This is a genomic window from Neobacillus niacini (genome assembly GCF_046591715.1).
In the GTDB taxonomy this organism is placed as follows: domain Bacteria; phylum Bacillota; class Bacilli; order Bacillales; family Cytobacillaceae; genus Neobacillus; species Neobacillus niacini_L.
In genome coordinates this window covers 93,798-115,204 of the sequence record NZ_JAWVNQ010000006.1, presented here as the reverse complement: position 1 = coordinate 115,204, position 21,407 = coordinate 93,798, and the positions used below count along the sequence as shown (strand labels likewise).

Annotated in this window: 29 protein-coding genes; 12 read left to right on the top strand and 17 right to left on the bottom strand. The window is 38.0% G+C overall.

Going from position 1 to position 21,407, the window contains the following annotated elements; translation table 11 throughout:
• Positions 1-49: 49 nt before the first annotated feature.
• Entirely contained in the window at positions 50-676 is a 627-nt protein-coding gene (locus tag SFC47_RS16500) for a glycosyltransferase (protein WP_411255491.1), read from the bottom strand.
• A 487-nt stretch (positions 677-1,163) separates the two neighbouring features.
• Positions 1,164-2,201, bottom strand: a complete 1,038-nt coding sequence (locus SFC47_RS16495) for a GGDEF domain-containing protein (RefSeq protein WP_411255398.1) — start codon at positions 2,199-2,201, stop codon at positions 1,164-1,166.
• A 252-nt stretch (positions 2,202-2,453) separates the two neighbouring features.
• On the opposite strand from SFC47_RS16495, the gene SFC47_RS16490 reads away from it, so the two are divergent.
• Positions 2,454-2,921, top strand: coding sequence for a hypothetical protein (locus SFC47_RS16490; protein WP_411255397.1), 468 nt, complete (start codon positions 2,454-2,456; stop codon positions 2,919-2,921).
• Between the two features lie 438 nt (positions 2,922-3,359).
• Here the strand turns inward: SFC47_RS16490 and SFC47_RS16485 are convergent, their stop codons facing one another.
• Positions 3,360-4,037 (bottom strand): AlkZ-related protein, encoded by a 678-nt coding sequence (locus SFC47_RS16485; protein WP_411255396.1) that lies wholly within the window; start codon positions 4,035-4,037, stop codon positions 3,360-3,362.
• A 187-nt stretch (positions 4,038-4,224) separates the two neighbouring features.
• Between SFC47_RS16485 and SFC47_RS16480 the strand changes: the two genes are divergently transcribed.
• Complete coding sequence (locus SFC47_RS16480) at positions 4,225-4,491, top strand: hypothetical protein (protein ID WP_411255395.1); 267 nt, start codon at positions 4,225-4,227, stop codon at positions 4,489-4,491.
• Positions 4,492-4,625: 134 nt separating this feature from the next.
• Positions 4,626-5,396: an alpha/beta hydrolase gene (locus SFC47_RS16475; RefSeq protein ID WP_411255394.1), complete on the top strand. Its 771-nt coding sequence runs from the start codon at positions 4,626-4,628 to the stop codon at positions 5,394-5,396.
• Positions 5,397-5,448: 52 nt separating this feature from the next.
• On the opposite strand, the gene SFC47_RS16470 is transcribed toward SFC47_RS16475, so the two are convergent.
• On the bottom strand, positions 5,449-5,901 hold the full coding sequence (locus SFC47_RS16470) for a DUF2269 family protein (protein WP_411255393.1): 453 nt from the start codon (positions 5,899-5,901) through the stop codon (positions 5,449-5,451).
• 150 nt (positions 5,902-6,051) lie between these two features.
• On the opposite strand from SFC47_RS16470, the gene SFC47_RS16465 reads away from it, so the two are divergent.
• Entirely contained in the window at positions 6,052-6,441 is a 390-nt protein-coding gene (locus SFC47_RS16465; protein ID WP_411255392.1) for a YbaN family protein, read from the top strand.
• Positions 6,442-6,658: 217 nt separating this feature from the next.
• On the opposite strand, the gene SFC47_RS16460 is transcribed toward SFC47_RS16465, so the two are convergent.
• The 9 genes from SFC47_RS16460 to SFC47_RS16420 all read right to left on the bottom strand — a co-directional run bounded on the left by SFC47_RS16460 (position 6,659) and on the right by SFC47_RS16420 (position 11,823).
• Positions 6,659-7,168, bottom strand: coding sequence for a GNAT family N-acetyltransferase (locus SFC47_RS16460; RefSeq protein ID WP_411255391.1), 510 nt, complete (start codon positions 7,166-7,168; stop codon positions 6,659-6,661).
• A gap of 4 nt (positions 7,169-7,172) precedes the next feature.
• A complete protein-coding gene (locus tag SFC47_RS16455) occupies positions 7,173-7,682 on the bottom strand; it encodes a GNAT family N-acetyltransferase (protein WP_411255390.1) in 510 nt (169 codons plus the stop codon).
• A 13-nt stretch (positions 7,683-7,695) separates the two neighbouring features.
• Positions 7,696-8,697: a glutathione S-transferase family protein gene (locus SFC47_RS16450; protein ID WP_411255389.1), complete on the bottom strand. Its 1,002-nt coding sequence runs from the start codon at positions 8,695-8,697 to the stop codon at positions 7,696-7,698.
• Between the two features lie 27 nt (positions 8,698-8,724).
• Positions 8,725-9,177: a GNAT family N-acetyltransferase gene (locus SFC47_RS16445; protein ID WP_411255388.1), complete on the bottom strand. Its 453-nt coding sequence runs from the start codon at positions 9,175-9,177 to the stop codon at positions 8,725-8,727.
• The gene (locus SFC47_RS16440) at positions 9,174-9,680 is read right to left on the bottom strand and encodes a GNAT family N-acetyltransferase (RefSeq protein ID WP_411255387.1); all 507 of its coding nucleotides are present in this window, start codon (positions 9,678-9,680) and stop codon (positions 9,174-9,176) included. Before SFC47_RS16440 ends, SFC47_RS16445 begins: the two co-directional genes overlap by 4 nt.
• Positions 9,681-9,843: 163 nt before the next feature.
• A complete protein-coding gene (locus tag SFC47_RS16435; RefSeq protein ID WP_411255386.1) occupies positions 9,844-9,987 on the bottom strand; it encodes a hypothetical protein in 144 nt (47 codons plus the stop codon).
• Between the two features lie 63 nt (positions 9,988-10,050).
• Positions 10,051-10,488 carry a GNAT family N-acetyltransferase gene (locus SFC47_RS16430; protein WP_411255385.1) on the bottom strand — a complete coding sequence of 146 codons (438 nt, stop codon included), beginning with the start codon at positions 10,486-10,488 and terminating at the stop codon, positions 10,051-10,053.
• A gap of 13 nt (positions 10,489-10,501) precedes the next feature.
• The gene (locus SFC47_RS16425) at positions 10,502-11,380 is read right to left on the bottom strand and encodes an NAD-dependent epimerase/dehydratase family protein (protein ID WP_411255384.1); all 879 of its coding nucleotides are present in this window, start codon (positions 11,378-11,380) and stop codon (positions 10,502-10,504) included.
• Positions 11,381-11,538: 158 nt separating this feature from the next.
• Positions 11,539-11,823, bottom strand: coding sequence for a YggT family protein (locus SFC47_RS16420; protein ID WP_411255383.1), 285 nt, complete (start codon positions 11,821-11,823; stop codon positions 11,539-11,541).
• A gap of 233 nt (positions 11,824-12,056) precedes the next feature.
• On the opposite strand from SFC47_RS16420, the gene SFC47_RS16415 reads away from it, so the two are divergent.
• The 4 genes from SFC47_RS16415 to SFC47_RS16400 all read left to right on the top strand — a co-directional run bounded on the left by SFC47_RS16415 (position 12,057) and on the right by SFC47_RS16400 (position 16,138).
• Positions 12,057-12,422: an SCP2 sterol-binding domain-containing protein gene (locus SFC47_RS16415; RefSeq protein ID WP_411255382.1), complete on the top strand. Its 366-nt coding sequence runs from the start codon at positions 12,057-12,059 to the stop codon at positions 12,420-12,422.
• Positions 12,423-12,590: 168 nt separating this feature from the next.
• Positions 12,591-13,340 (top strand): DeoR/GlpR family DNA-binding transcription regulator, encoded by a 750-nt coding sequence (locus SFC47_RS16410; RefSeq protein WP_411255381.1) that lies wholly within the window; start codon positions 12,591-12,593, stop codon positions 13,338-13,340.
• Entirely contained in the window at positions 13,337-14,251 is a 915-nt protein-coding gene (gene pfkB, locus SFC47_RS16405) for a 1-phosphofructokinase (RefSeq protein WP_411255380.1), read from the top strand. Before SFC47_RS16410 ends, pfkB begins: the two co-directional genes overlap by 4 nt.
• A gap of 15 nt (positions 14,252-14,266) precedes the next feature.
• Positions 14,267-16,138: a PTS fructose transporter subunit IIABC gene (locus tag SFC47_RS16400; RefSeq protein ID WP_411255379.1), complete on the top strand. Its 1,872-nt coding sequence runs from the start codon at positions 14,267-14,269 to the stop codon at positions 16,136-16,138.
• 46 nt (positions 16,139-16,184) lie between these two features.
• On the opposite strand, the gene SFC47_RS16395 is transcribed toward SFC47_RS16400, so the two are convergent.
• Together SFC47_RS16395 and SFC47_RS16390 are read right to left on the bottom strand one after the other, a co-directional pair.
• A complete protein-coding gene (locus tag SFC47_RS16395) occupies positions 16,185-16,997 on the bottom strand; it encodes an HAD family hydrolase (RefSeq protein WP_411255378.1) in 813 nt (270 codons plus the stop codon).
• 97 nt (positions 16,998-17,094) lie between these two features.
• Entirely contained in the window at positions 17,095-17,493 is a 399-nt protein-coding gene (locus SFC47_RS16390) for a hypothetical protein (RefSeq protein ID WP_411255377.1), read from the bottom strand.
• 230 nt (positions 17,494-17,723) lie between these two features.
• Here SFC47_RS16390 and SFC47_RS16385 point away from each other — a divergent pair, with 230 nt between their 5' ends.
• Positions 17,724-19,535 (top strand): dihydroorotate dehydrogenase, encoded by a 1,812-nt coding sequence (locus SFC47_RS16385; RefSeq protein WP_411255376.1) that lies wholly within the window; start codon positions 17,724-17,726, stop codon positions 19,533-19,535.
• Between the two features lie 51 nt (positions 19,536-19,586).
• Here the strand turns inward: SFC47_RS16385 and SFC47_RS16380 are convergent, their stop codons facing one another.
• Complete coding sequence (locus SFC47_RS16380; RefSeq protein ID WP_411255375.1) at positions 19,587-19,775, bottom strand: hypothetical protein; 189 nt, start codon at positions 19,773-19,775, stop codon at positions 19,587-19,589.
• 138 nt (positions 19,776-19,913) lie between these two features.
• On the opposite strand from SFC47_RS16380, the gene SFC47_RS16375 reads away from it, so the two are divergent.
• Positions 19,914-20,120, top strand: coding sequence for a zinc ribbon domain-containing protein (locus tag SFC47_RS16375; RefSeq protein WP_411255374.1), 207 nt, complete (start codon positions 19,914-19,916; stop codon positions 20,118-20,120).
• A 24-nt stretch (positions 20,121-20,144) separates the two neighbouring features.
• The gene (locus SFC47_RS16370; RefSeq protein ID WP_411255373.1) at positions 20,145-20,414 is read left to right on the top strand and encodes a DUF3949 domain-containing protein; all 270 of its coding nucleotides are present in this window, start codon (positions 20,145-20,147) and stop codon (positions 20,412-20,414) included.
• Positions 20,415-20,691: 277 nt separating this feature from the next.
• Here the strand turns inward: SFC47_RS16370 and SFC47_RS16365 are convergent, their stop codons facing one another.
• Positions 20,692-21,147 (bottom strand): NUDIX hydrolase, encoded by a 456-nt coding sequence (locus SFC47_RS16365; protein WP_411255490.1) that lies wholly within the window; start codon positions 21,145-21,147, stop codon positions 20,692-20,694.
• Positions 21,148-21,185: 38 nt separating this feature from the next.
• On the opposite strand from SFC47_RS16365, the gene SFC47_RS16360 reads away from it, so the two are divergent.
• Positions 21,186-21,335, top strand: coding sequence for a hypothetical protein (locus SFC47_RS16360; RefSeq protein ID WP_411255372.1), 150 nt, complete (start codon positions 21,186-21,188; stop codon positions 21,333-21,335).
• The last annotated feature ends 72 nt before the right edge of the window (positions 21,336-21,407 follow it).

Below are 21,407 nucleotides of genomic sequence, written 5' to 3'. Positions count from 1 at the left end.
AAAAATTTAAGAGGGCAAAAAAAAATAGAGCCATACTGGCTCCATTTCATTAAAACTTATTTGGAAACTGCTTTATAATACCCTCCGCTAGAAAATCGGACATATGCATAAGATGTTCCTGATTTTTGTCTAAGGCTGTAATATTCGCATTCCAATCCTTATTAAGTTTAGCAACCACACCGTCTGTGATCAGTTTCAAATGCATATACATCATGTCGTTTAATTCTTTTTTATTGAAATTTGGATTTGCAGCAGTTAAAAAATTGGTAATATCATCTGCATTTTTAAACCATTCGGCATTGTACTTTTTCAAATCAGCCTGATTTCCGCTTTTCGCTGCAGTAACCACTTTACCGGCAACTTGAATATGTTCTCTTAACAGCTGACCAAGTTTGTTGCCAGCTTCCTCTCCGTAATAGGGTTTAATGGCATTTCCTAAATCGTCCTGGTTTTGTAATAATCTTGCTAGCACCGGTTCTTGATCCTCAAGCCCTGCGATTGAACTTACTACAAACTTTTCTGTCCAAAAAGCGTGCTCATTCCATAGATGCCTCAAATCAATCCTTAGTTGAACGGATTTTTGGCTTATCGGCCGTTCTGCAGTTACAGGCTCTACCTTTTCTTGTGCACTAATGGAAGCTGGGAGTATTAAAGCAACTGAAATGAACAAAAGCATAAATTTTGTTAAATGCTTGTTCAAAAAATCATCTCCTTAATAAATTTATTCTGGCAAATTTATTATGAGACTTTTTAACTATTTTCACTCTATAACGAAAAAATTTTTCATCTTCATAATTTCCACATAACTTCTCTATAACTTCTACAAATGTTTATCTTATGATAAAGATAACTTATTTGAGACTTAGGTTTTAGGAACCTTATTCTTAAAAACTTCCCATAATTTGATTGGCACTAAGGGTGCCAATCCTTTTTTTTGCCTAATTTTTTAAAAGATTCATCTTCACAAATTCCACATAACTTCTCTATAACTTCTACAAATGTTTATCTTATTATAAAGATAACTTATTTGAGTCTTAAGGTTTAAGGAACCTTATTCTTAAAACTTCCCATAATTTTAGCCTGGTACATGTGTACCAGGCTCCTTTTTTTGCCCTTTTTTAGAACATTAAATTGGGCTGGCGCCCTAACCTGGCACCAACCCTTTAATTGATATAGCTAACTTGATTTCTTCCACAGTTTTTACATGAGTATAATGCTTTATCCGCACGATTCAATAAAGAATCGATACTGTCACCAGGCTTAGAATCGGTAATACCAAAACTTGCTGTAAGGTTTCCTGCTTCATTAAAACAATGTTCAGATACAACTTTCCTTAAATGTTCGCCAAGCCTAATCGTTTCTTCTCCAACGGCTTTAGAGATAATAATGAACTCTTCTCCTCCCCACCGTCCAAATAACTCTCGATTAGTGAGCTGGCCTTGGATGAGTTCAGCCAATTCTACTAACACCTCATCGCCAACTTTATGTCCATAGTTATCATTGACCTGCTTAAAATGATCAATATCAAAGAATATAACCGAGAATCCTTCCTTTTTAACTTCGAAAGCCTTGAGCTTTTTTTCAAGCCACTCATCAATCTGCAGACGATTTGCAATTCTCGTTAATGAATCATAATATGCGTGCTTTTTGAACATTTCAAGGTCAGCATATGTCTTAAATACATGCTGAGCATAGTAAAGAACAATAATGTAAACAAGGTTAGCAAAGTAATATTGACCCAGCGAATCAATGGATTCTGAGGAAAGACTATTAAGATACATAATTCCCATAACGAAGGTTGTAAGAAATATGACGATGGAATAGTATAACCCTCGTTTTGTTCCTAAGGTTAAGAAAAAGAACAAGGTAATAATCGGCATCCAGATAATAAAGTCACCAAGAGACCCGCCTGATACTGCCATATAGTTACGGACAGCATCAAAAAACGTTGTAACATGATAAAAACTGACTAATGCCAAATTGGAGTATTCCGTAAATTGAACAAATTTTCTTTTATATAGTAGAAACCAACTGATGATAAACCAAATTGTAAGAGTATTATTGATTGTAAAATCAAACTTATTTATTCCTTCGGTATTTTGTAAAAGTGTATTAGAGATGAGAGAAATGATAATACAAGGTAAAACCCACATATAAATGCGTATCTTAAGCTCTTTTAATGAATCAAAGTTTGTTATCATAGGAATTCATCCCCCAACTACTCTAAATCGCTTAGTCTGCTGTCAAACCTTTTTTCAATCTCCTTACTTGTTTTCCCCAAATCTAAGAAAAAGTAGTGACCTTACTTAGGACACTACTTCTATTATCTATTATATCAGACTTGTGTTTAAGAAAACTATATAGGGCAAAATTGTAAAAATTTGAACCTAAATATCACCTATTTGCATAGCACCGTGCTTTATGGACAAATTAATATAAAAAAGGGAAATGTCATGATAGGACTTTTAACTGCAATGGCCGCCTTTAACTATTTAGGTTTTAAAACAAATAAATTACTATCAGGCAATCAAATTCTTCATATTTGGTTATTTACGATTGCCTTACAAATCCTCTTCGATAGTATTATTGAATTCAAATATCATGCCTACTGGTATTTTGAAAAAGAAATAGACTGGAGAGGCATACTCCCCCATGTGTTCCTAATTCCGCCCGTGAATATGTTTTTTTTAAATTGGTTCCCTCATAAACAAGGATGGATTAAACAGTTTGTTTATTTAGCTGTTTTTGTAATAGCCATATTAATTTACGAGGTTATCACTCTGCTTCCTGCGCCATGGGGTTATTTTCATTATGGCTGGTGGAAACTATGGCACGCCGCTATCCTTGATCCCATTCTTTTACTAATTTTGTTGGCTTTTTATAAATGGATCTGCAGCTTGGAGAAAAAAGCCTGCCTTTGATCAAAATCTAACATCTATGATGATGACCACAGGTGAAACCTGTTTTTAGTTTCATAAATTTATACATAATATTTGCATGCCTTCCCTTTCTAGAGCACGGATTTATCTTGGACTGCAGGCAGTCCATAAATCGTTTATCACAGTAACAAGGGGAGTTTCCCCGTTCAAGACAGAGGTCATGCTTGTAGCAGCAGGAATCAACATCGTTAATAGGTGCTCCCGGTCCGCTGCAGCCTGGTCCGCACCATCTGTATCCTGGAAAAATGCAGAGTGAAAACGGATTTTTTCTACGATTCATATTCGTTCATCTCCTTTTATATAAAGTATGAAATTCATGAAAAAATGGACATGCTCCTATCACGAATTTTTCTGAAATTGGGCCAGATGCTCATACATCCCCTTAATTGGACATAAAAAAAGGAAACCCTCACGATTTCCTCAAAATCCAAATAATTTTTGAATAGCCTTAATAGACTCTGGGCTGCAAAAAGCAGCAAAATGATCTCTTAGCATCATTTTTGCATCATCCTTACTGACAAAACTATTATCAATATCATGGTTCTTTGCCCAGTGATTCATTGTTTCGAATGAGGTACTGCTCCAGCCATTTTTCTCACCGGCCTCATATGTTTTTTCCTTTGTCCCAGAAACAACGATATCCATAGAGCTTTGCAATTCCAGTAAGGCATGATCAAAAGCCTTCTTCTTTTCTTTTTCTTTCATACCTGCTTGGATCCTTAATACTCTTGTGTCAATTCCCTCATTTTCATGAATCAGCGTATATAATTGTAATGCTTCTTTGGAGATGACTCCGTCTTGATAGCGGTCACTAACGGGTAATGGCGACCCTAAAATTGCCCGAAACATAGGCAAAAACTCACTTGCAATCAATACAGATTTCTTTTTCACAAATTTTCCATACGCTGCTGTGCCATCAACAGGAAATTGAGCACGCCAAAGCCATGGATCCAGCTGTGAACCTGTGTACCAATTTTCTTTCGCCGTGATACTGTCGAGTGATGGATAAGCCGTAATAAGATTTGCCAGAGGAAGAAATCCAAGTTCTTTTATTACATTTACCGCTTCATCATATGTATCTACCCTATAATCCTTCAAATTGAAAACCTCCAATCTAGAAACATCTATATCCTACTATATTTCCTTATTTTCCACATTATATTGCTATTCTCCTTCCTAGCTTTATTGGCACACATTACTTTTCACAAGAAAATATATGTAATTTGTCCAATCACATGTTTTTGTACAAGCATATTTTATAGTACAGGTGAAAGGAGGGATTTGAATGTCAAGAAGACGTCGTGAAGACAATGTCGGCGGAGTGGAAGACCGTAACAGAGGCTGCCGTGACAATGGCAATGGCAATGTTGCTGGTGCACAAGATCGCAACGATGACAGAAGAGTGGTTATTAATGCTGACGAAGTGGTTATTCGTGCCGATAGAGTTATTGTAATTGATGAAGAAAACAGAAGAAGAAGAAGAAGAGATGACAACAGATGCGGCTGTAATCGCAGAAGAGACGATAGAAGAGACCCATTTTGGTGGGTTTAATCTCTTTGTCTAGGGAATAATTTATTCCTCAGGCTGGTGAGACAAAATTTCTCACCAGCCTGTTTTCATTCTCCCAAAAATTTCATAAATATGGTAAATTATCAAATATAATACATAGAATAGTAGGTGTGGAGATGATAGAAAAGCTTCTTGTTAATATGTCTTCCTTCGATCAAGAAAGAATGATTAGAGTGTATCTGCCTTTAAGCTACCACGAATCAAACAAACAATACCCCGTTCTATATATGCATGATGGCCAAAATGTTTTTGAGGATGAAGGAGCCATTAAGGGAGTATCTTTAGGATTAAAAGATTATCTTGATGAAAATAAAATAGAAATAATCGTTGTTGCCATCGACCTTAATCCTTTAGGAGATGAACGCATTAACGAGTACTGCCCATGGGTAAACGGACCAATCGCTGAGAAAATAATTGGCACCCCTAGTACTTCTGGCGGTAAAGGAAAACAATACTTGGACTTTATCGTAAATGAATTGAAACCATTAATCGATGATAAATACCGAACTCTTGCTGGCCAAACTTCGATGGCTGGAATTTCACTAGGAGCTCTTATTTCTACCTATGCAGCCTGCACCTATCCACAAATTTTCAAGAAGATTGCCGCCCTATCTCCAGGATATTATCGCAACATAGAGGAACTTGAGGTATTTGTTAGGAATTCCGACTTATCTGGAATTGAGAAGTTTTATATTGATTTTGGTACTCACGAAGTTTGTGATGATCAAGATTTGAATAACCAGTTTACAGAAATGATTCAATCAATCTACGATATCTTGAGCAGCAAAATTGAAGACACCCGCTATCAAACAATTGACCAGGGTGAGCACAACTATACTTCCTTTAAGAAGAGATTCCCTGAAGTCTTATCCTATCTACTTTCATAAATAGGGCGTAAAAAAAGGTATGGCTTTTAAATGCGCCATACCTTTGTTTTATTTAAAAGGGTTTTAGGATCATCAAAGCGATGATAATTATAAATATTACGTTTGCTAGGTGTTCATACCGGAACAGAATTTTGGATAAACGATAATATTCATCAGGTATTTCCTCGCCTTTATGAGATGCTAACAAAGCTTTTACAGGTTTTGACCTTGGTGATAGCAATATCGGTCCGCTTGCAAGTGCAATTAAAAAAAGGATAAGGCTCGTTACATACCAGCCCATTTTAAACAGGCTTGGATTCATAAATCCCATGATTAACCCAGTTATGAGAAGCAGCGTGCCGCCAACCATAACAAATATATGCAATTTATGTCTAATGGCATAGGAATGCCTTAGCTCGGTCATTGTATTTCCCGACTTAACGACTGTTGTTAAAATAAAGCCTGGCCCCATACCCATAATCGCTGAAAATATATGCAAGACGACGATCATTTCATAGAAAGTCATTTCATCAACCCCCATTATCTTGACTTCATTATTTTAACATAATGGTGGTTAAAACAGTTTTAATGTACTTAATCTGTCAAAAAACTTTCTTTTTTTAATGATATAATAAAGATAAACCTAGGACTTATGGCAGATAAAGGGGAAAGTGACATGAGCAAAATTGTTAAATTTCTATACATTGTAATTGGATTTGTTGCCCTCGGGTTTGGCGTTTTGGGTCTTATCTTACCTGTGCTGCCGACAACTCCCCTGCTTCTATTAGCCTCCTTCTGTTTTGTGAAAGGCTCTGAGCGCTTTGAGCACTGGTTCAAAGGGACAAAACTTTATAAACGTCATTTAGAGACTTTTGTAAAAGAGAGGGCGATGACGTTAAAACAAAAACTTACGATTTTGTTATTTGCTGACGTGATGATTGCCATTCCCATCATTATCCTAGACAGTCTGATAGTCCGCGTCATGCTTGCAGCTGTTGTTATTTACAAATATTACTATTTCATTAATAAAATAAAAACTGTACCTTCAAGTTCTGCAAATTTATAGTTTCACTAATTTGGACGCAAAAAAGGCAGCGAACTTGCTGCCTTTTTTGTGTGGAATTCTTCCAAGTATTGTTCCTCTTTACCATTGTTTTGGACGTCTAAGGGAACGATTCCCAAAGTATTGTTCCCTTTAACCTTTGTTTACGCCCCTCAAGGGAACGATTCCCCCTAGTATCATTATCCATAACCTTTGTTTTCCTCGTACAAGGGAACAATGCTCAAATTAGCCGGCAATATCTTAATGATACATAGTTTTCTTCCGCTGCATTTCCATACCCATGTTGTTCATGCTGGAAAACAAATCCTCTTGCCTCATAAAAAGGAATACCTTTGCTGTTCCCTTTTTGAACTGAAACCCACTGCTCGGCGGCATAAAATTCTTCTTTCTGTTGTTTCGTAATGGCATCAAGCAGCTTGGTTCCAATTCCTTCATTGCGCCGGTTAGGATTCAGATACAACACAAAAACTTCCCCAGCGGTTTCGTTAATCATCCCTCCGCCGCCCGCACCGATTACTTCGCCATTTTCGACCGCAACAAAGTAACCGCCCCAATGCCTGCTGCTATTGATTACTTCATCTAATAGTCTTTCAGGATTGTAGAACTCGTTAATGATTCTCTCAATATATTGTTTTGTATGTGTTTCACTGTAAGTGGCCCGGTACCCGTCTGAGCATACTTTAGAAATCCCCTGTACATGTTCATGATTTGCTTTACAAATCTTTATCATAGTCTTACTCCTTATCTAAGGAGAGTCGATACGCTTTTACGACAATGCCGTCATTTGCAGGAATAAAGTCATATTGGGACAGTCTTTCAAACCCCATTCCCTCATAGAGCCTCATTGCCTTCTCCATAAATTCGCCTGTATGCAATCCAATGGAATGGTGCCCTCTCTCTTTTGAAAGCTTAATACATTCAGAAATCAAGGCTGTCGCCACTCCCTTCCCGCGCGCTGCAGGAGAAACCGCGAGCATCCGTATTTCAGGATAATCCACTGCTTCCACGTTACCTTCATAGGCATCAGTTTCGGCTGGGAATAAGGCAACGCTGCCTAGAATGGTTCCATCGACTTCTGCTACTAGCAGCTCAACTCCAGGGTCTGTATCGACACTTGATGAAATGGCCAGCTTCAATGCCTGCCAATGGCCTAGAGGGATTCTTGCCGCATGCTCTTCGTAGGAGAGTACTCTTTGTTCACGTATATATGGCAATTCGCTTTCTAGTGCTTTTCGAATAATCAATTGCCTTTCCCCCTTACCGAATGAGAAATTTATCTTCCTTATTGCTTAATTCTTGGCGGTTATGCTGAGAAAGTAGTCCTGAAAGATCTGGACCCTTTGGAAGGATACTATTGTGACCCTTCTGATCATTGCTTGCAATATGATTCGATAGATAATAATGCCTTTTAATTGCGTCAAAATCAGTGGTATCACCAAAACCAGATGTCTGAAATAAATCTCGTAAATACCCCCATAGATGAGGAAAATCAACGATTCGATTTCGATTTGTCTTGAAGGCAGAGTAATAGGCCGCATCGAAGCGAATAAGTGTTGCATATAACCGTACATCTGAATCTGTAATATAATCCCCAAATAAGAATCGTTGTTTGGAAAGCCGCTCTTCTAATTTATCTAATCGGGCAAACAAAGTATCATAGGCCAGCTCATAAGCTTCCTGAGATTGGGCAAATCCGCATTTATACACACCATTGTTCACTTCATGAAAGATGCAATCGTTTAAGGCATCTATTTCTTCACGTAAGAATTCAGGATATAAATCTGGTGCATTTTCTTTATGAAAGTCTGACCAGACTGTCTCTAAATAGTTTGTTAGTTTAAAATAATCATTGTTTACAACTTTTTGTTCCTTCACATCCACCATGACCGGAACAGTGGGTCTCCCCGTATAATCAGGATCGGTTTTCTTATAAATTTCGCTCAGATAGCGAATTCCTAAAACAGGGTCTACACCGCCTTCATCTAAGGAAAATTCCCAGTCTACGTGTGGAAGTTTGGGGCGCATTGGGCTTAGTGTACCTAAACTAATGACCTCTTCTAACCCAAGAATTTTCCGGACAATTACCGAGCGATGTGCCCATGGGCAGACAGCTGACCATAATAACCGGTACCGCCCTCTTTCCACAGGCAGTTCCCTTTCACCAAATCCAAACGGTGTATTAAATCTATTTTTCTGCCGGTTAAACGACCCATCCCCGCTTATTTCAGCTGCAAGACTGCTCTCTTTCTTTGCGTTCATTTTATCCCCCTCGTTCCTTTCGTTCCTTCACTCATGCTTATAAAAGTAATAACGGAAATCTTCATCCAGCATAAACCCTTGTTTTTCCCAAAATCTCCATGCCTTTTGATTGGTATGTTCGACTGATAGTTCAATGCCTTTTGATTTTGTTAATACGGTAAGTTCCTTCACAGTCTTAAAAAGCTGTGTTCCAACCCCGCTGCCTCTAAACTCTTCAATGATAAAAAAATCATTGAGCAGCCAAACACGCTGCAGTGTAAGGGAAGAAAATACAGGATAAAGCTGTGCAAATCCAATCACTTCACCTTTTTGCTCTGCGATAAAAATTACTGATTCTAGGTGTTCAAATCGATCAAATAGAAACTCCTCCACCTTTTCAGGATTCTTATCCTGCTTAAAATACTCACGGTAGGCGTCAAAAACAGGTACAATTTGAGGTAAATCTTGAATGGTCGCTTGCCTAATGATAAGTTTCCTCATCTTAAATGCAGCACCCTATGCTCATCATCCAAATATACGCCATTCAGTTTCATGGCTTTTTCCTCAAGTCCGAATACTTTAAAACCCAGTTTACTGTAAAGCCTCTTCGCTGGTTCATTACTGGCGACGACTGATAGATTTATTTTTTCAATTGTTTCAATGGATTTTGCTTTATTGATCGCCTCTGTGAGAAGTGCCTCCCCAACGCCAGATCCTTGTTTGTTTGGCGTAACATACATGGCAAAAATGTTTGCACGATGTTGTATTTTTTCGGCCTTCTCTTGTACCAGTGTTACCACACCAATCAGCTCATCGTCCTTAAAAGCTCCAAAAGTATAATTTCCTTCTGTTGTTAGATTACTTACCACTTGAGCAATGGGATTTTCCCTTTTCAGTGCGTCTTCATAACTCGTTAAGAACGCTGCCGGTGCCTGTTTTAAAGCTTCTAACCTCAGATCCCAATATTTCTCAGCATCCGAAGCATTTAGTTGTCTAATTTTCATGGGACGTCCTCCCTTTACTAATAACTATATATTTACCATATTACTAAATTTCAAAAGATATAGATAATATTTTGAGTTAGGGATCCCTGCACAAATTTACGGATGCTCTCTTTAAAAAACGTCAAAAAAAAGAGGCTTACCGCCCCTTTTTACCTAAAATGATTTATTCACTCGATTCCGGATTGGTTCCATATTGTTTGGAACTGTTTGGGTTACCTTCTGTAATCACTCGGTCTATATCCAAATAGGGTTTGCCGCGTAATGCTTCATTCGTATAAATAGTATCACTTTGGTTTTCCTTATACATCAAAACTACCTCCAACACATGATTATCTAAAGGTAGTGTATGCAATCTTTAACAGTTCATCCTTTATAATGAAAAATAGTAAAAATAATGAGACTCTTTTATAAATCCTATTTTTTCATACAGTCTCTGTGCGTTAAGATTATCTTCACCTGTCTCTAGTGATAATCCTTTAGCACCCGTTTCTTTGGCAAATTCAATGGCCTTCTGAATCAATTTCTCCCCATACCCCTTCTTGCGGGCAGAAGTATCAACATATAAATCATTTAGGATCCATGACTTTTTCATACTGACCGATGAGAATGTCGGATATAACTGTACAAAGCCAGCCGCAAAACCTTCATCATAAGCGATAAAAACGACTGATTCTTCATTTACTAATCTTTCTTTTAAAAAAGACCTGGCACCTTGTTTATCAGATTCTTGTTGATAGAACACTCTATAGGAATCAAATAGCTCTGCTAGAGAATCCAGCTCCTCTATTGTTGCCTTTTGAATACTCACTCTATATCCCCCTCTATACATTCTTTGCATAATGCAGGATTAAATTTTTCAAAAGATCCTCTAACGCTGTAAAAGTGAATCCCATAGACTGAGCAAGACTCGTATTTACCGACCAGGATCCAGGCAAATTATAGGGAGATGGATCGCCATCTTCACGTAAGATCGCTTTCGTGCCAATTAAATCCTCAATAAATCCGTTTAATTCACTCAAACTGATATCATCCTCTGAACCCGGATTAATGGGTCCATGATAATCAGACTTTGCCATAGTTAATAAAAACGAAGCAGCTTCTTTTGAGTCGATAAAACTATATCGAAAGGCAGGATGTTCAATGAACATGGATCTTCCTTCTTTCACATGCTCTACATGGAATTTCAACCGATTGGTGTAATCATCTTTTCCGATAATAATCGGGAAACGAACCGAGACCACAGGAACGTCTGCATTCTGAAAAAGAATAGCTTCCGCAGCACGCTTTGCTTCCTGATATCCCACATACCCTATGTATTCTTTTCTCGACTTTAACGCCGGATTAAATACTAATGGATTAAAGCTTTCTTCTGGATGATTGGATCCAAAATCATAAACAGCCTGACTTGAAGTAAATAGATACTTTTTAACTTTACCTTTTAGATACTGTAACGCATCCAATGCTTCTTGTGATGAATAACAGCTTTGATCAAAAACAACATCCCATTCCTTATCTTTAAAGGCCAGGTCCAAAGACGCTGCGTCTTCACGGTTAATAATCAATCTAGTAACTTGATTTCCAAATGAATCAGGTGTCATCCCTCTTGTGGCAATGGTCACTTCTACCCCCTCATCGAGCAGTAATTGCACCAGTCTTTTACCGACAAATTGAGTTCCTCCAAGTAGTAAAGCAGACTTCATACGTATTCCCCCTTTTACCATTCTAGTTACTAGAATACCTTAAATTACCATATCCGTGTTGCTTCTGCATCACCTCATAGAAAATATATTTTTCTATAGAAATAGGGCTCTACCTACAACATTTGTAAGTAAAGCCCTATCTTCAATTCCATGATGTATTAAAAGGCACCTGTCATAATTAACAGCTGGCGAAGACCCTCAAGTGCAAATCTTCCAATAAAGCTGTAGGCCAAAATCGCAATGATAGGTGAAAAGTCAATCATACCTAAAGGCGGGATAAACTTTCTGAAGACAGATAAGTAAGGATTAACGATTCTTCCAATCAAGAGGCCAACTTTGCTTGTTTGAAATTGCGGAAACCAAGATCCAAAAATATTAATCAAAATTAACCAATAGTAAATATCATAGATATAATTTGCGATGATCATTATATTTGTGCCCAAATTTATTCTTCCTATCTATAAAAATTTTTTCTTGCCGCTACCTTTACATATACGTATTATACTCAATATGGTTTCAAATATATCTAAAATTTTCATATAAACTCCTTTATTTCTTAAAAGCGCGAAATATCTAAAAAGTTCAAAAAAAATTCACCCCCCTCTATGACTCTAATTAGTATTATTAAACTATGAAATATAATTTAATCTTACTAATGTGCAGGAGGAATTGCTAAATGGTAAAAACAATAAAAGAATATTCTTTAGAAGATTTAATGGAGAGAATTGAAGAGATTTTCAACCAAAATCCTGGACCCATTCAAGGTTTTAACGCTGTTGTTCAGTATGACGTCTTTGGCGAGGAAAAAGGAACATATCAGCATTTCTTTAAAAATGGAAAACTTACCATTAAAGAAGGCGTTGAAACGACTCCTACCTGTACCATGCAGCTTTCTTACGACAGTTTTAAGAAATTTGTATTAGGAAAACAAAGTGGAACAATGGCTCTCTTAACAGGAAAAGTAAGAGTCTTAGGAAACCTTAGTACCGCTATGAGAATTGAAACCATCTTACGCAGATACAACATTAGAGAACCGTTTTAATAAAATACTGGGAATAATAGTTGTTAAAGGGATGCTAAAAATGGCATTCCTTTTTTTGATGCTTTTTGAATGAATGAGAATGTTTTTGAATTTTTATGATTGATTTTCACCGTTTTTAAATGTAGAATGGAAGTAGAAAAACATGAAAGCGTTTTAGGAGGAAGTTTTATGTTAGAACCAGAACGCCATCAAATTATATTAGAAGCATTAAAAGTAAAGAGTTCAGTTAAACTGCAAGAACTTGTTGAACTAACGAATTCCTCGGAATCAACAATCCGAAGAGATCTTATACAGCTAGAACAAGGTAAATTTCTCAAAAGAGTACACGGGGGTGCAGCAAGACTCCAAGGAAAGCTTCAGGAACCAAGTATGATTGAGAAATCTTCCAAAAACCTTCAAGCAAAACGTCAAATTGCTCAGTATGCAGCCAGTTTGGTGGATGAAGGTGATTGTATTTATTTGGATGCAGGTTCTACTATTTTTGAGATGATTCCCTCTCTTCCAGATCATATTGTGGTTGTAACCAACGGACTGTCACATGCAAATATACTTTTAGAAAAAAATATAAAAACATTTCTAGTTGGCGGGTTTGCGAAGCCAACCACGAAAGCCTTAATTGGCCGCGGGGCATTAGACAGCCTTGAGCATTACAGATTTGACAAGTGTTTTATGGGAGTGAACGGAATTCATTCTCAGTTCGGTTATACCACTCCTGACCCGGAAGAAGCTATGGTCAAACAACTAGCCATTTCACTATCGAGTGAAGCTTATGTTGTGGCAGATGAATCAAAGTTTTCAGAAGTAGCTTTTGCTAAAATTACCGACCTTCACCAGGCTACGATTATCACAAATGAGTTAGACCCTGATACGAAGGAACAATATCACAGCAAGACAAAAATAAAGGTGGTTCCATCATGATCTATACTGTTACGTTAAACCCATCACTCGATTATATTGTTGAAGTTGACCAAGTAACGCTTGGCGAGTTAAATCGAACAAAACATGAATCCAAATTTCCAGGCGGAAAAGGCATCAATGTTTCACAAGTATTAAAGAGGCTGGACATAGATAGTTATGCACTTGGATTCTTAGGCGGCTTTACCGGTAATTATATTGAAGACTTCTTAACCTCACATGGAATTCAAACCGACTTTGTGAGAGTTGATGAAGATACGAGAATAAATGTAAAACTCAAGTCTGACACAGAAACGGAAATTAATGCGAAAGGCCCTAACATTACCGAGAATAACTTGAATGCCTTAAAAGCAAAAATTCGAGAATTAACCAGTGAGGATGTTCTTGTTCTCGCTGGCAGTATCCCATCTACGATGCCGAAGAATACGTATGAGGAGCTCGTCAAATTATGTAATGAAAATGGCACAAAATTTGTAGTCGATGCGGAAGGTGAATTACTGAAAAAAGTACTTCCCTTACGTCCTTTCTTAATCAAACCAAATCATCATGAACTTGGTGACTTATTTAATACCGTAATCAACTCTTGTGAAGAAGTGATTCCATATGGAAAAGAGCTTGTACGATTAGGTGCACAAAACGTAATTGTTTCTCTTGCTGATAAAGGGGCCGTCCTGATCAATAAAGAAGCTGTCTATATTGCCACAGCACCTAAAGGGAAAGTAAAAAGCTCAGTGGGTGCAGGCGATTCCATGGTGGCCGGTTTTATCGCAGCGTATGAAAAAACAAGATCAACAGAAGAAGCATTTCGTTTTAGTGTAGCTGCTGGCAGTGCGACTGCCTTTTCCATCGGATTATGCACACGCGAAAAAATGGAAAGCTTGCTTCCTCAAGTGACAATAGAAAAGAGAAACTAAAAGGGGAGAATGACGATGAGGATTACAGAGCTACTAACAAAAGAAACCATTAACCTTTCATTAACCAGCTCAACAAAGACCGGTGCCATCGAAGAGCTTGTATCGGTTCTAGACAATGCAGGCAAGTTAAATGATCGTGCTGAATATAAAAAGGCGATTATTAAAAGAGAAGAACAAAGCACTACAGGGATTGGTGAAGGAATTGCCATCCCCCATGCAAAAACAAACGCTGTTAAACATGCAGCAATTGCGTTCGGAAGATCAAAAGCCGGTGTAAACTATGAATCTCTAGATGGTCAGCCTTCCCACCTCTTTTTCATGATCGCGGCTGCAGAAGGTGCTAACAATACACATTTAGAAGCACTTTCACGACTGTCAAGTATTCTATTAAAAGAGGAAGTACGGAAACAGCTTTTAGAAGCTGCAAGTGCCGACGCAGTTTTAAAAATTATTGATTCTTACGACGAAGAAGAAAAAGAAGAAGAACAATCCATGGCTGGCAAGAAACAATTTATTGTGGCTGTAACAGCTTGTCCTACTGGTATTGCCCATACGTATATGTCTGCTGATTCGCTAAAAGCCAAAGCAGCAGAAATGGGTGTTGATATTAAAGTCGAAACAAACGGCTCTGGCGGTGCTAAAAATGTTCTAACAGCAGAAGAAATTGAAAATGCTGTGGCTGTTATTGTAGCCGCTGATACCAAAGTTGAAATGAACCGCTTTAACGGTAAGCATGTCATTGAAACAGCCGTTGCGGATGGAATCCGTAAACCAAAAGAACTGATTGAAAGAGCATTAAAGCAAGATGCTCCCATTTATAGCGGCAGTGGAAAATCCACTCAGGAAAGCGAACAGGCTGGAAGAGGAGTCGGTTCCACTATTTATAAACACTTAATGAATGGTGTTTCGAATATGCTTCCGTTCGTTGTCGGCGGCGGTATCTTAATTGCCATCAGCTTTATGTTTGGAATTAATGCAGCGAATCCAGATGATCCAACCTATCATCCGATTGCTGAAGCACTAATGACCATCGGCGGCGGAAATGCCTTCGCGTTAATGGTTCCAATCTTAGCAGGATTTATTGCCATGAGTATCGCGGACCGCCCGGGATTTGCTGCAGGTATGGTCGGCGGTATGCTGGCTACTAGCGGCGGCGCTGGATTCTTAGGCGGACTTGTTGCAGGTTTCTTAGCGGGTTATTTAGTCGTTGGTTTGAAAAAGGTATTGGCTGGAATGCCTGCATCCTTAGAAGGAATTAAAACCATTCTTTTATATCCATTACTAGGTATCGCTTTAACCGGATTTATCATGTTGTTTGTTGTGAATAAACCTGTAGGTGCATTGAATACAGCAATTTCTGAGTGGTTATCTGGTTTAGGTACTGGAAACGCAGTATTACTTGGAATTATCTTAGGATTAATGATGTCATTTGATATGGGTGGTCCCGTTAACAAGGCAGCCTATGTGTTTGGTACAGGATTGTTAGCAAATGGAGTTTACGAGCCAATGGCTGCAATCATGGCCGCTGGTATGGTTCCTCCATTAGCCATTGCTATTGCTACAACATTGTTTAAGAAAAAGTTTAGCAAACAAGACCAAGAAGCAGGAAAAGTAAACTACATTATGGGATTATCTTTTATTACGGAAGGTGCAATCCCATTTGCAGCGGCTGACCCGCTTCGTGTCATCCCTTCTGTTATGGTTGGTTCAGCTATTGCAGGTGCTTTATCAATGATGTTTAGTATCGGATTACGTGCCCCGCATGGTGGAGTGTTCGTTATTCCACTTGTTGATGGCAGCTGGTTAATGTATTTGTTATCGGTAGTAATCGGTGCGATTGTTTCTGCATTATTAATGGGCTTCTTGAAAAAACCCGTAAATCAATAAACAACAAAAATCCCAATTTCCTTGTTAATCGGAAATTGGGACTTTTTTATTTTACAGCTGCTTCTTTAAGATTTAATAAATGGCGAACAGCATAAGCGAATCCATCTTCGTCATTCGATTTTGTAATGATATCTGCTTTATCCTGTACATTTAGTGGTGCATTAGCCATCGCAACAGAAGTGGAAGCTACCTCGAACATAGCTAGATCATTCCCACCGTCACCAAAGGCAATAATCTCCTCAAAATCTAGATTCATCATTTTCTGGTAACGCAATAACGCTTTTCCTTTATGTGCTTCATTAGAAGTGATTTCGACATTATTGGGGAATGAAGAAGCCATTGAAATAGCAAATTTACCAAGAGCCTTCTTCACCTCATCGACTTTTTCTAGTTCATCATGGTGGGTTAAAGCGATTAATTTATAGATTTTCAACTGGTCTTGTTCAAGAATTGCATCATAGTTGAATTCTTCAAAAAGAGTATTGAGTTCTTCTTTACTTTTTTTATGGAGCGGCGGTAAAGTCGATGGAAAGCCTCCATAATTGGTATAGACTAATATCCCCACACCTAACTCCTTCAATATCGGAAACAGTTCCTTATACGTTTCAATCGATATCGTTGCCTCATATAGAAGCTCTCTTTTAGCTGAGAATAATACAGATCCGTTTACACAAAAAATAGGAATCTCTAAATTTTGCAACCCATTTATTTTAATAACATCACCATATGCTCGGCCAGTGTTCAAAATAACTTCATGACCCATATCCTGCAATTCATTGATGGCAATGAGGTTTGCTTCTGTTATTTCATGTTCAGAATTTAATAATGTACCGTCTAGATCTATTGAGAAACATTTCATGTAGCAGCCTCCTATCTATCTCAAAGACTACTATATCAGATATGTATCAAATAAAAAAAGTTTAATTCTGGAAGGCGAAGTAACACTCGAGGAGACATTAGCTTGTGGAATGTCCCCGAGCATTTTCATTTTTTCGATCTTTTAAGATATCTTGAATGATTTCCATGTGAAAAGCAGCCCAGGCTTTTTCGCGAAAATGGATCATCACACTTATACCCAGCGTAAGGAGATAGACGATACAAAATCCAGCCCAAAGGAAGGAGCCATCTTTGAATAGATAGTTTGCTAATTGCTTTGAAAACAGCAGCAGCAGCCAGGGAGCAGAAGATACCAAGATTGGAATAATGCCTGAACCGTTATATTCTTTTATCATACGATAATGAATTAATTGGAGTGTCCCGCTATCTAAAGATTGATATGTCGTTTGAATCTCCTCTATCTCTTTAAATTCCTTTGTTTCCCTGATAAGGTCACCATTCTGGATTGTTTTTTTCAATCGCAGAAAAACCTTGTGGGCATCTCCTTTTAAGGAAAATATCACTTATCTATCCCCTCCCTATAATTAGGGTTTCCTAAAGGACTATTCTTTTATTAAAAATATTAAACACCAATTTGATTTGTTTTTACTACTTGATTTTTCTTAATTTTACAACTTCTATACTACTTGTTATGATTATTCACGATAGGAACATTAAATTGAGAATTTTATGTATAGTAGGTGTTGTTATGCCAGATTGGTCTTATCACCCATTAAAAAGTCTTATACTAGATAAAATAAGGCCGAAAACAAGCCGCGAGTTTATTCATCAATCTATGAGCACCATTGCGTCCATTCCTTTTGGCAGGAAACTTATTGGGTTCTTAGGACATATGAAGCCCGCGAGGGAACTTCAAAAGGATGTTAATCAAACTACCTTTCAGTCCCCGATTGGTTTAAGCGGACATATAGATCCAAATTTATCCGGCACTAACGCCTTCCAAGAGTTAGGCTTTGGATTTATAGAAATAGGGCCCATTGTGCTGAAAGAACCAAAAGAACAAGTAGAACCCAGAATGGAAAATAGCAGAATTCTGTTTTCCGAGCATCCAGAGAAGATCCCTCTTAAACTCGTCATTAAAAAATTAACCAGCCTAAATATTCGTATCCCTATATTTGCTGCGATAGATGAACACGTTAACAAAAATGAATGGGATATTATTGTTCAGCATTTAACCCCTTTTGTTGACGCTTTTGTCGTTAGCAGAAATCAAATGAATGCATATCTGGATACAGGTAGTCAATCTTGGGAGCGTCCCTTTTATGTATCAGTTTCTCCTGAAGAGTTAGGAAAGGTAAACGATTATACAGAAATTGGTGGAATTGTCGTAAATGCTCCTCGTCAAAAGGTAGAAAGCTGCTGGCATGAAGCTTCTAATTCCAATGAATGCCTGGTATATTGCATTAAACAGGTTAAAGCTCGCCATCCCGAATTATCAATAATAACATCTGGCGGGGTGGAAACTCCCGAGGAAGCTTGTGCTTTGATTCGTTCTGGTGCAGATTTAGTGCTGTTAACTGAAGGTTATGTCAAAGCCGGACCTGGATTACCTAAACGGATACATGAACGATTATTATATGAAGAAGTTCGACCTATTCCTAAACAAAACTGGTCTTGGTCCTTTCTGTTTGGTTTGTCCATCTTATTGGGCGGAATCATTGCCTTATATTTTGCATTTACAAGTATTATTCTTCCCTATGATGAAAATTTTATCGGATTAACCAGGGCTGATATTCTCCAGTTCAATCCACTCATCATTGCATTTATGGCGCATGACCGGATGGCTTTAGCAGGAACCATGATATCTGGAGGAATACTGTATATCCAGCTTGCTCGTCATGGAATTCAAAATAACCTTCATTGGGCAAGGGTTGCGTTTCATAGTGCTGCCATCATAGGGTTTATTGGTATATTGCTTTCGATCGGTTACGGTTACTTCGACTGGCTGCACGGTTTATTTTGGCTTCTCTTATTGCCCATATACTTTTTTAGCTTTAAAGAAGGGAAAAAAATCATAGGTCCCCCCTCCTCTAGTCACGGAAGTAATGATCGAGCATGGCAATACGGACTGTATGGTCAGCTTATGTTTGTTATCATAGGATTTCTGATTGTTACAGGCGGAATCGTGATTTCCACCATAGGTGTATCCAAGGTTTTCGTGTCAACGGATTTAGATTTCCTGTGCATGACACCTGAAATGGTAGAAAGTATTAGCAGTAATTTGATTCCTGTTATTGCCCATGACCGGGCAGGTTTTGGCAGTGCACTTGTAAGTGTGGGGCTGCTTATTCTCATGATTTCTTTGTGGGGGTTCAGAAAAGGGGAAAGATGGATTTGGAATACCCTTGCAGCAGGAGCACTCCCTGCGTTTATCGCTGGGATTGGAACACATATATATATTGGTTATACAACCTTTATCCATTTACTTCCCGTTTACCTCTTGGTTGTTTTATATTTGTTAGGATTAGGATTGTCTTATCCTTTTTTAAAAAAGAAATGAAGAAGCCGTATCCGAGAACTCGATACGGCTTTCTACATCGAAAATGGACTACTATTCCCCTTCATTAACCATAATTTTATAACCCTCTTGCTTCGGCCCATTTTCATAAACTTCTCTTGAGACGATGTAATAGGCTTCCTCTTTATCGTCAGTGATTACCATTTCACTTGGGCTCTTATCAACAGCTGCAGCATCAAGGCTGAAATAACTCATACCTAACAATGAAATATCAAATGGCACGTTCATCCCTCTTTTCTAGTTTTATTGCATTTTACCTTTTTTCATGTAAGGGGACAAGCTAAAATGTGCGAATACTATGAAACATTTTGAAATCTAATACGTAAATAAATGGAAAGGTTCATAATTGGGGGGAATACAATGAGTGAAAAGGGTTGTATTAAATGCGGTTCCAGAGATGCAGGACAAAAAGAAGTTGCTATGACTGGAACGGGATTATCAAAAATATTTGATGTTCAGCACAACACGTTTATCGTGATCTACTGTCAAAAATGCGGCTATTCCGAATTCTACAATAAGAAATCATCCACTTCCTCCAATATTCTTGATCTATTTTTCGGGGGATAAAATATTTAAAGGAGGGACATTTAGATGAGCGAAGTTTTACTGATAGTTGTTGGCGGTTATATTCTTTTATCTTTGATTTTAATTCCTTTTCAATATCGTTACGTAGAACAAATGGCGAAGATGCGTAAAGAGAATGAGAAGAAGGGGATTAGTCAGGGTGAAATGATGGAAAATATGAAATTTGAAGAGCAGTTATTACATGCCAATGTGCAGGGAAGTATCTTTTTCTTCCTCGCCAATATATTAGCAACGATTGTTTATAAGGTAAAGAACCGGGGAAAAGCGGCAAGTTAGCTGTCCTGTAACTGGGATGGCAGCTGAAGTGTAACTGCCGGTAGCCTGCCTTGTAAATAAGCGGAGAATTTCCAGCTATTTGCAGAATGGAGTACGTTTTGGGGGTAAATAAGGGGAGATTTTCCGGCTATTCAAAGGAAAATCTCCCTTTTTCACGTGTTTTGAGTAAATAGGCGGAATCTCTCCGTCTATATATGCTATTTTTAATAATAATTTCTAATTAAGCGGAATTCTTCCGTCTATTTATCAGTTCGGATGCTTTGCCCGAGCTTTAAAGTTAAAACCCAACATAAAAAGGTTGCTGTTTCTCATCTAAACAATATTCAATCCTTTGTCTAAAATTGTTCCAGGTCACCATTTCTAACGCTTCTTCCAGTTTGAAAAAACCTACTTCTAGACTCTCCGGACTGGTTGTTAATTCCCCGCCGATCGGTTTTGCTAAAAATAAGGTATTACAAATAGAACCCTCGATATTTTGAAAGATTCCACAAAATTTGATGACCTCAATATCAATCCCAGATTCTTCTTTTGTTTCCCTGACCACAGCATCCGTTAATGATTCCCCTTCTTCTACCTGACCGCCAGGCATTTCCCATCCTCTGCGCGGCCCTTTAATCAGTAATAATTCATTCTTCTCGTTTAAAACAATTGCTGCTGCTGATACGATATGTTTTGGTACTGCCACTTTTTCTCCTCCACTCTGTCTTTCATTCACGCTTTTTGAATTTGTCATTTGTATTTCAAGCATACTATAACTTGGAGGTGCAAAAAATGCCAAAAAATAATCCAATTGAATATAGCGGAAAAGTTCTTAATCAGAGGAATCAACTAACGGGTCCCGATGATCCGGGTAAGGCAGGGTATCCTGAACGGCCGAAGAATGTATCAATTCAAGACTCAAACGGAAAAGACAACCAGTAATTTTTTTATTCAAACGTTTGATTAGTTGTTCAGATCCTTAGATACCCAGGCTTCTAAGGATTTAATCAAACG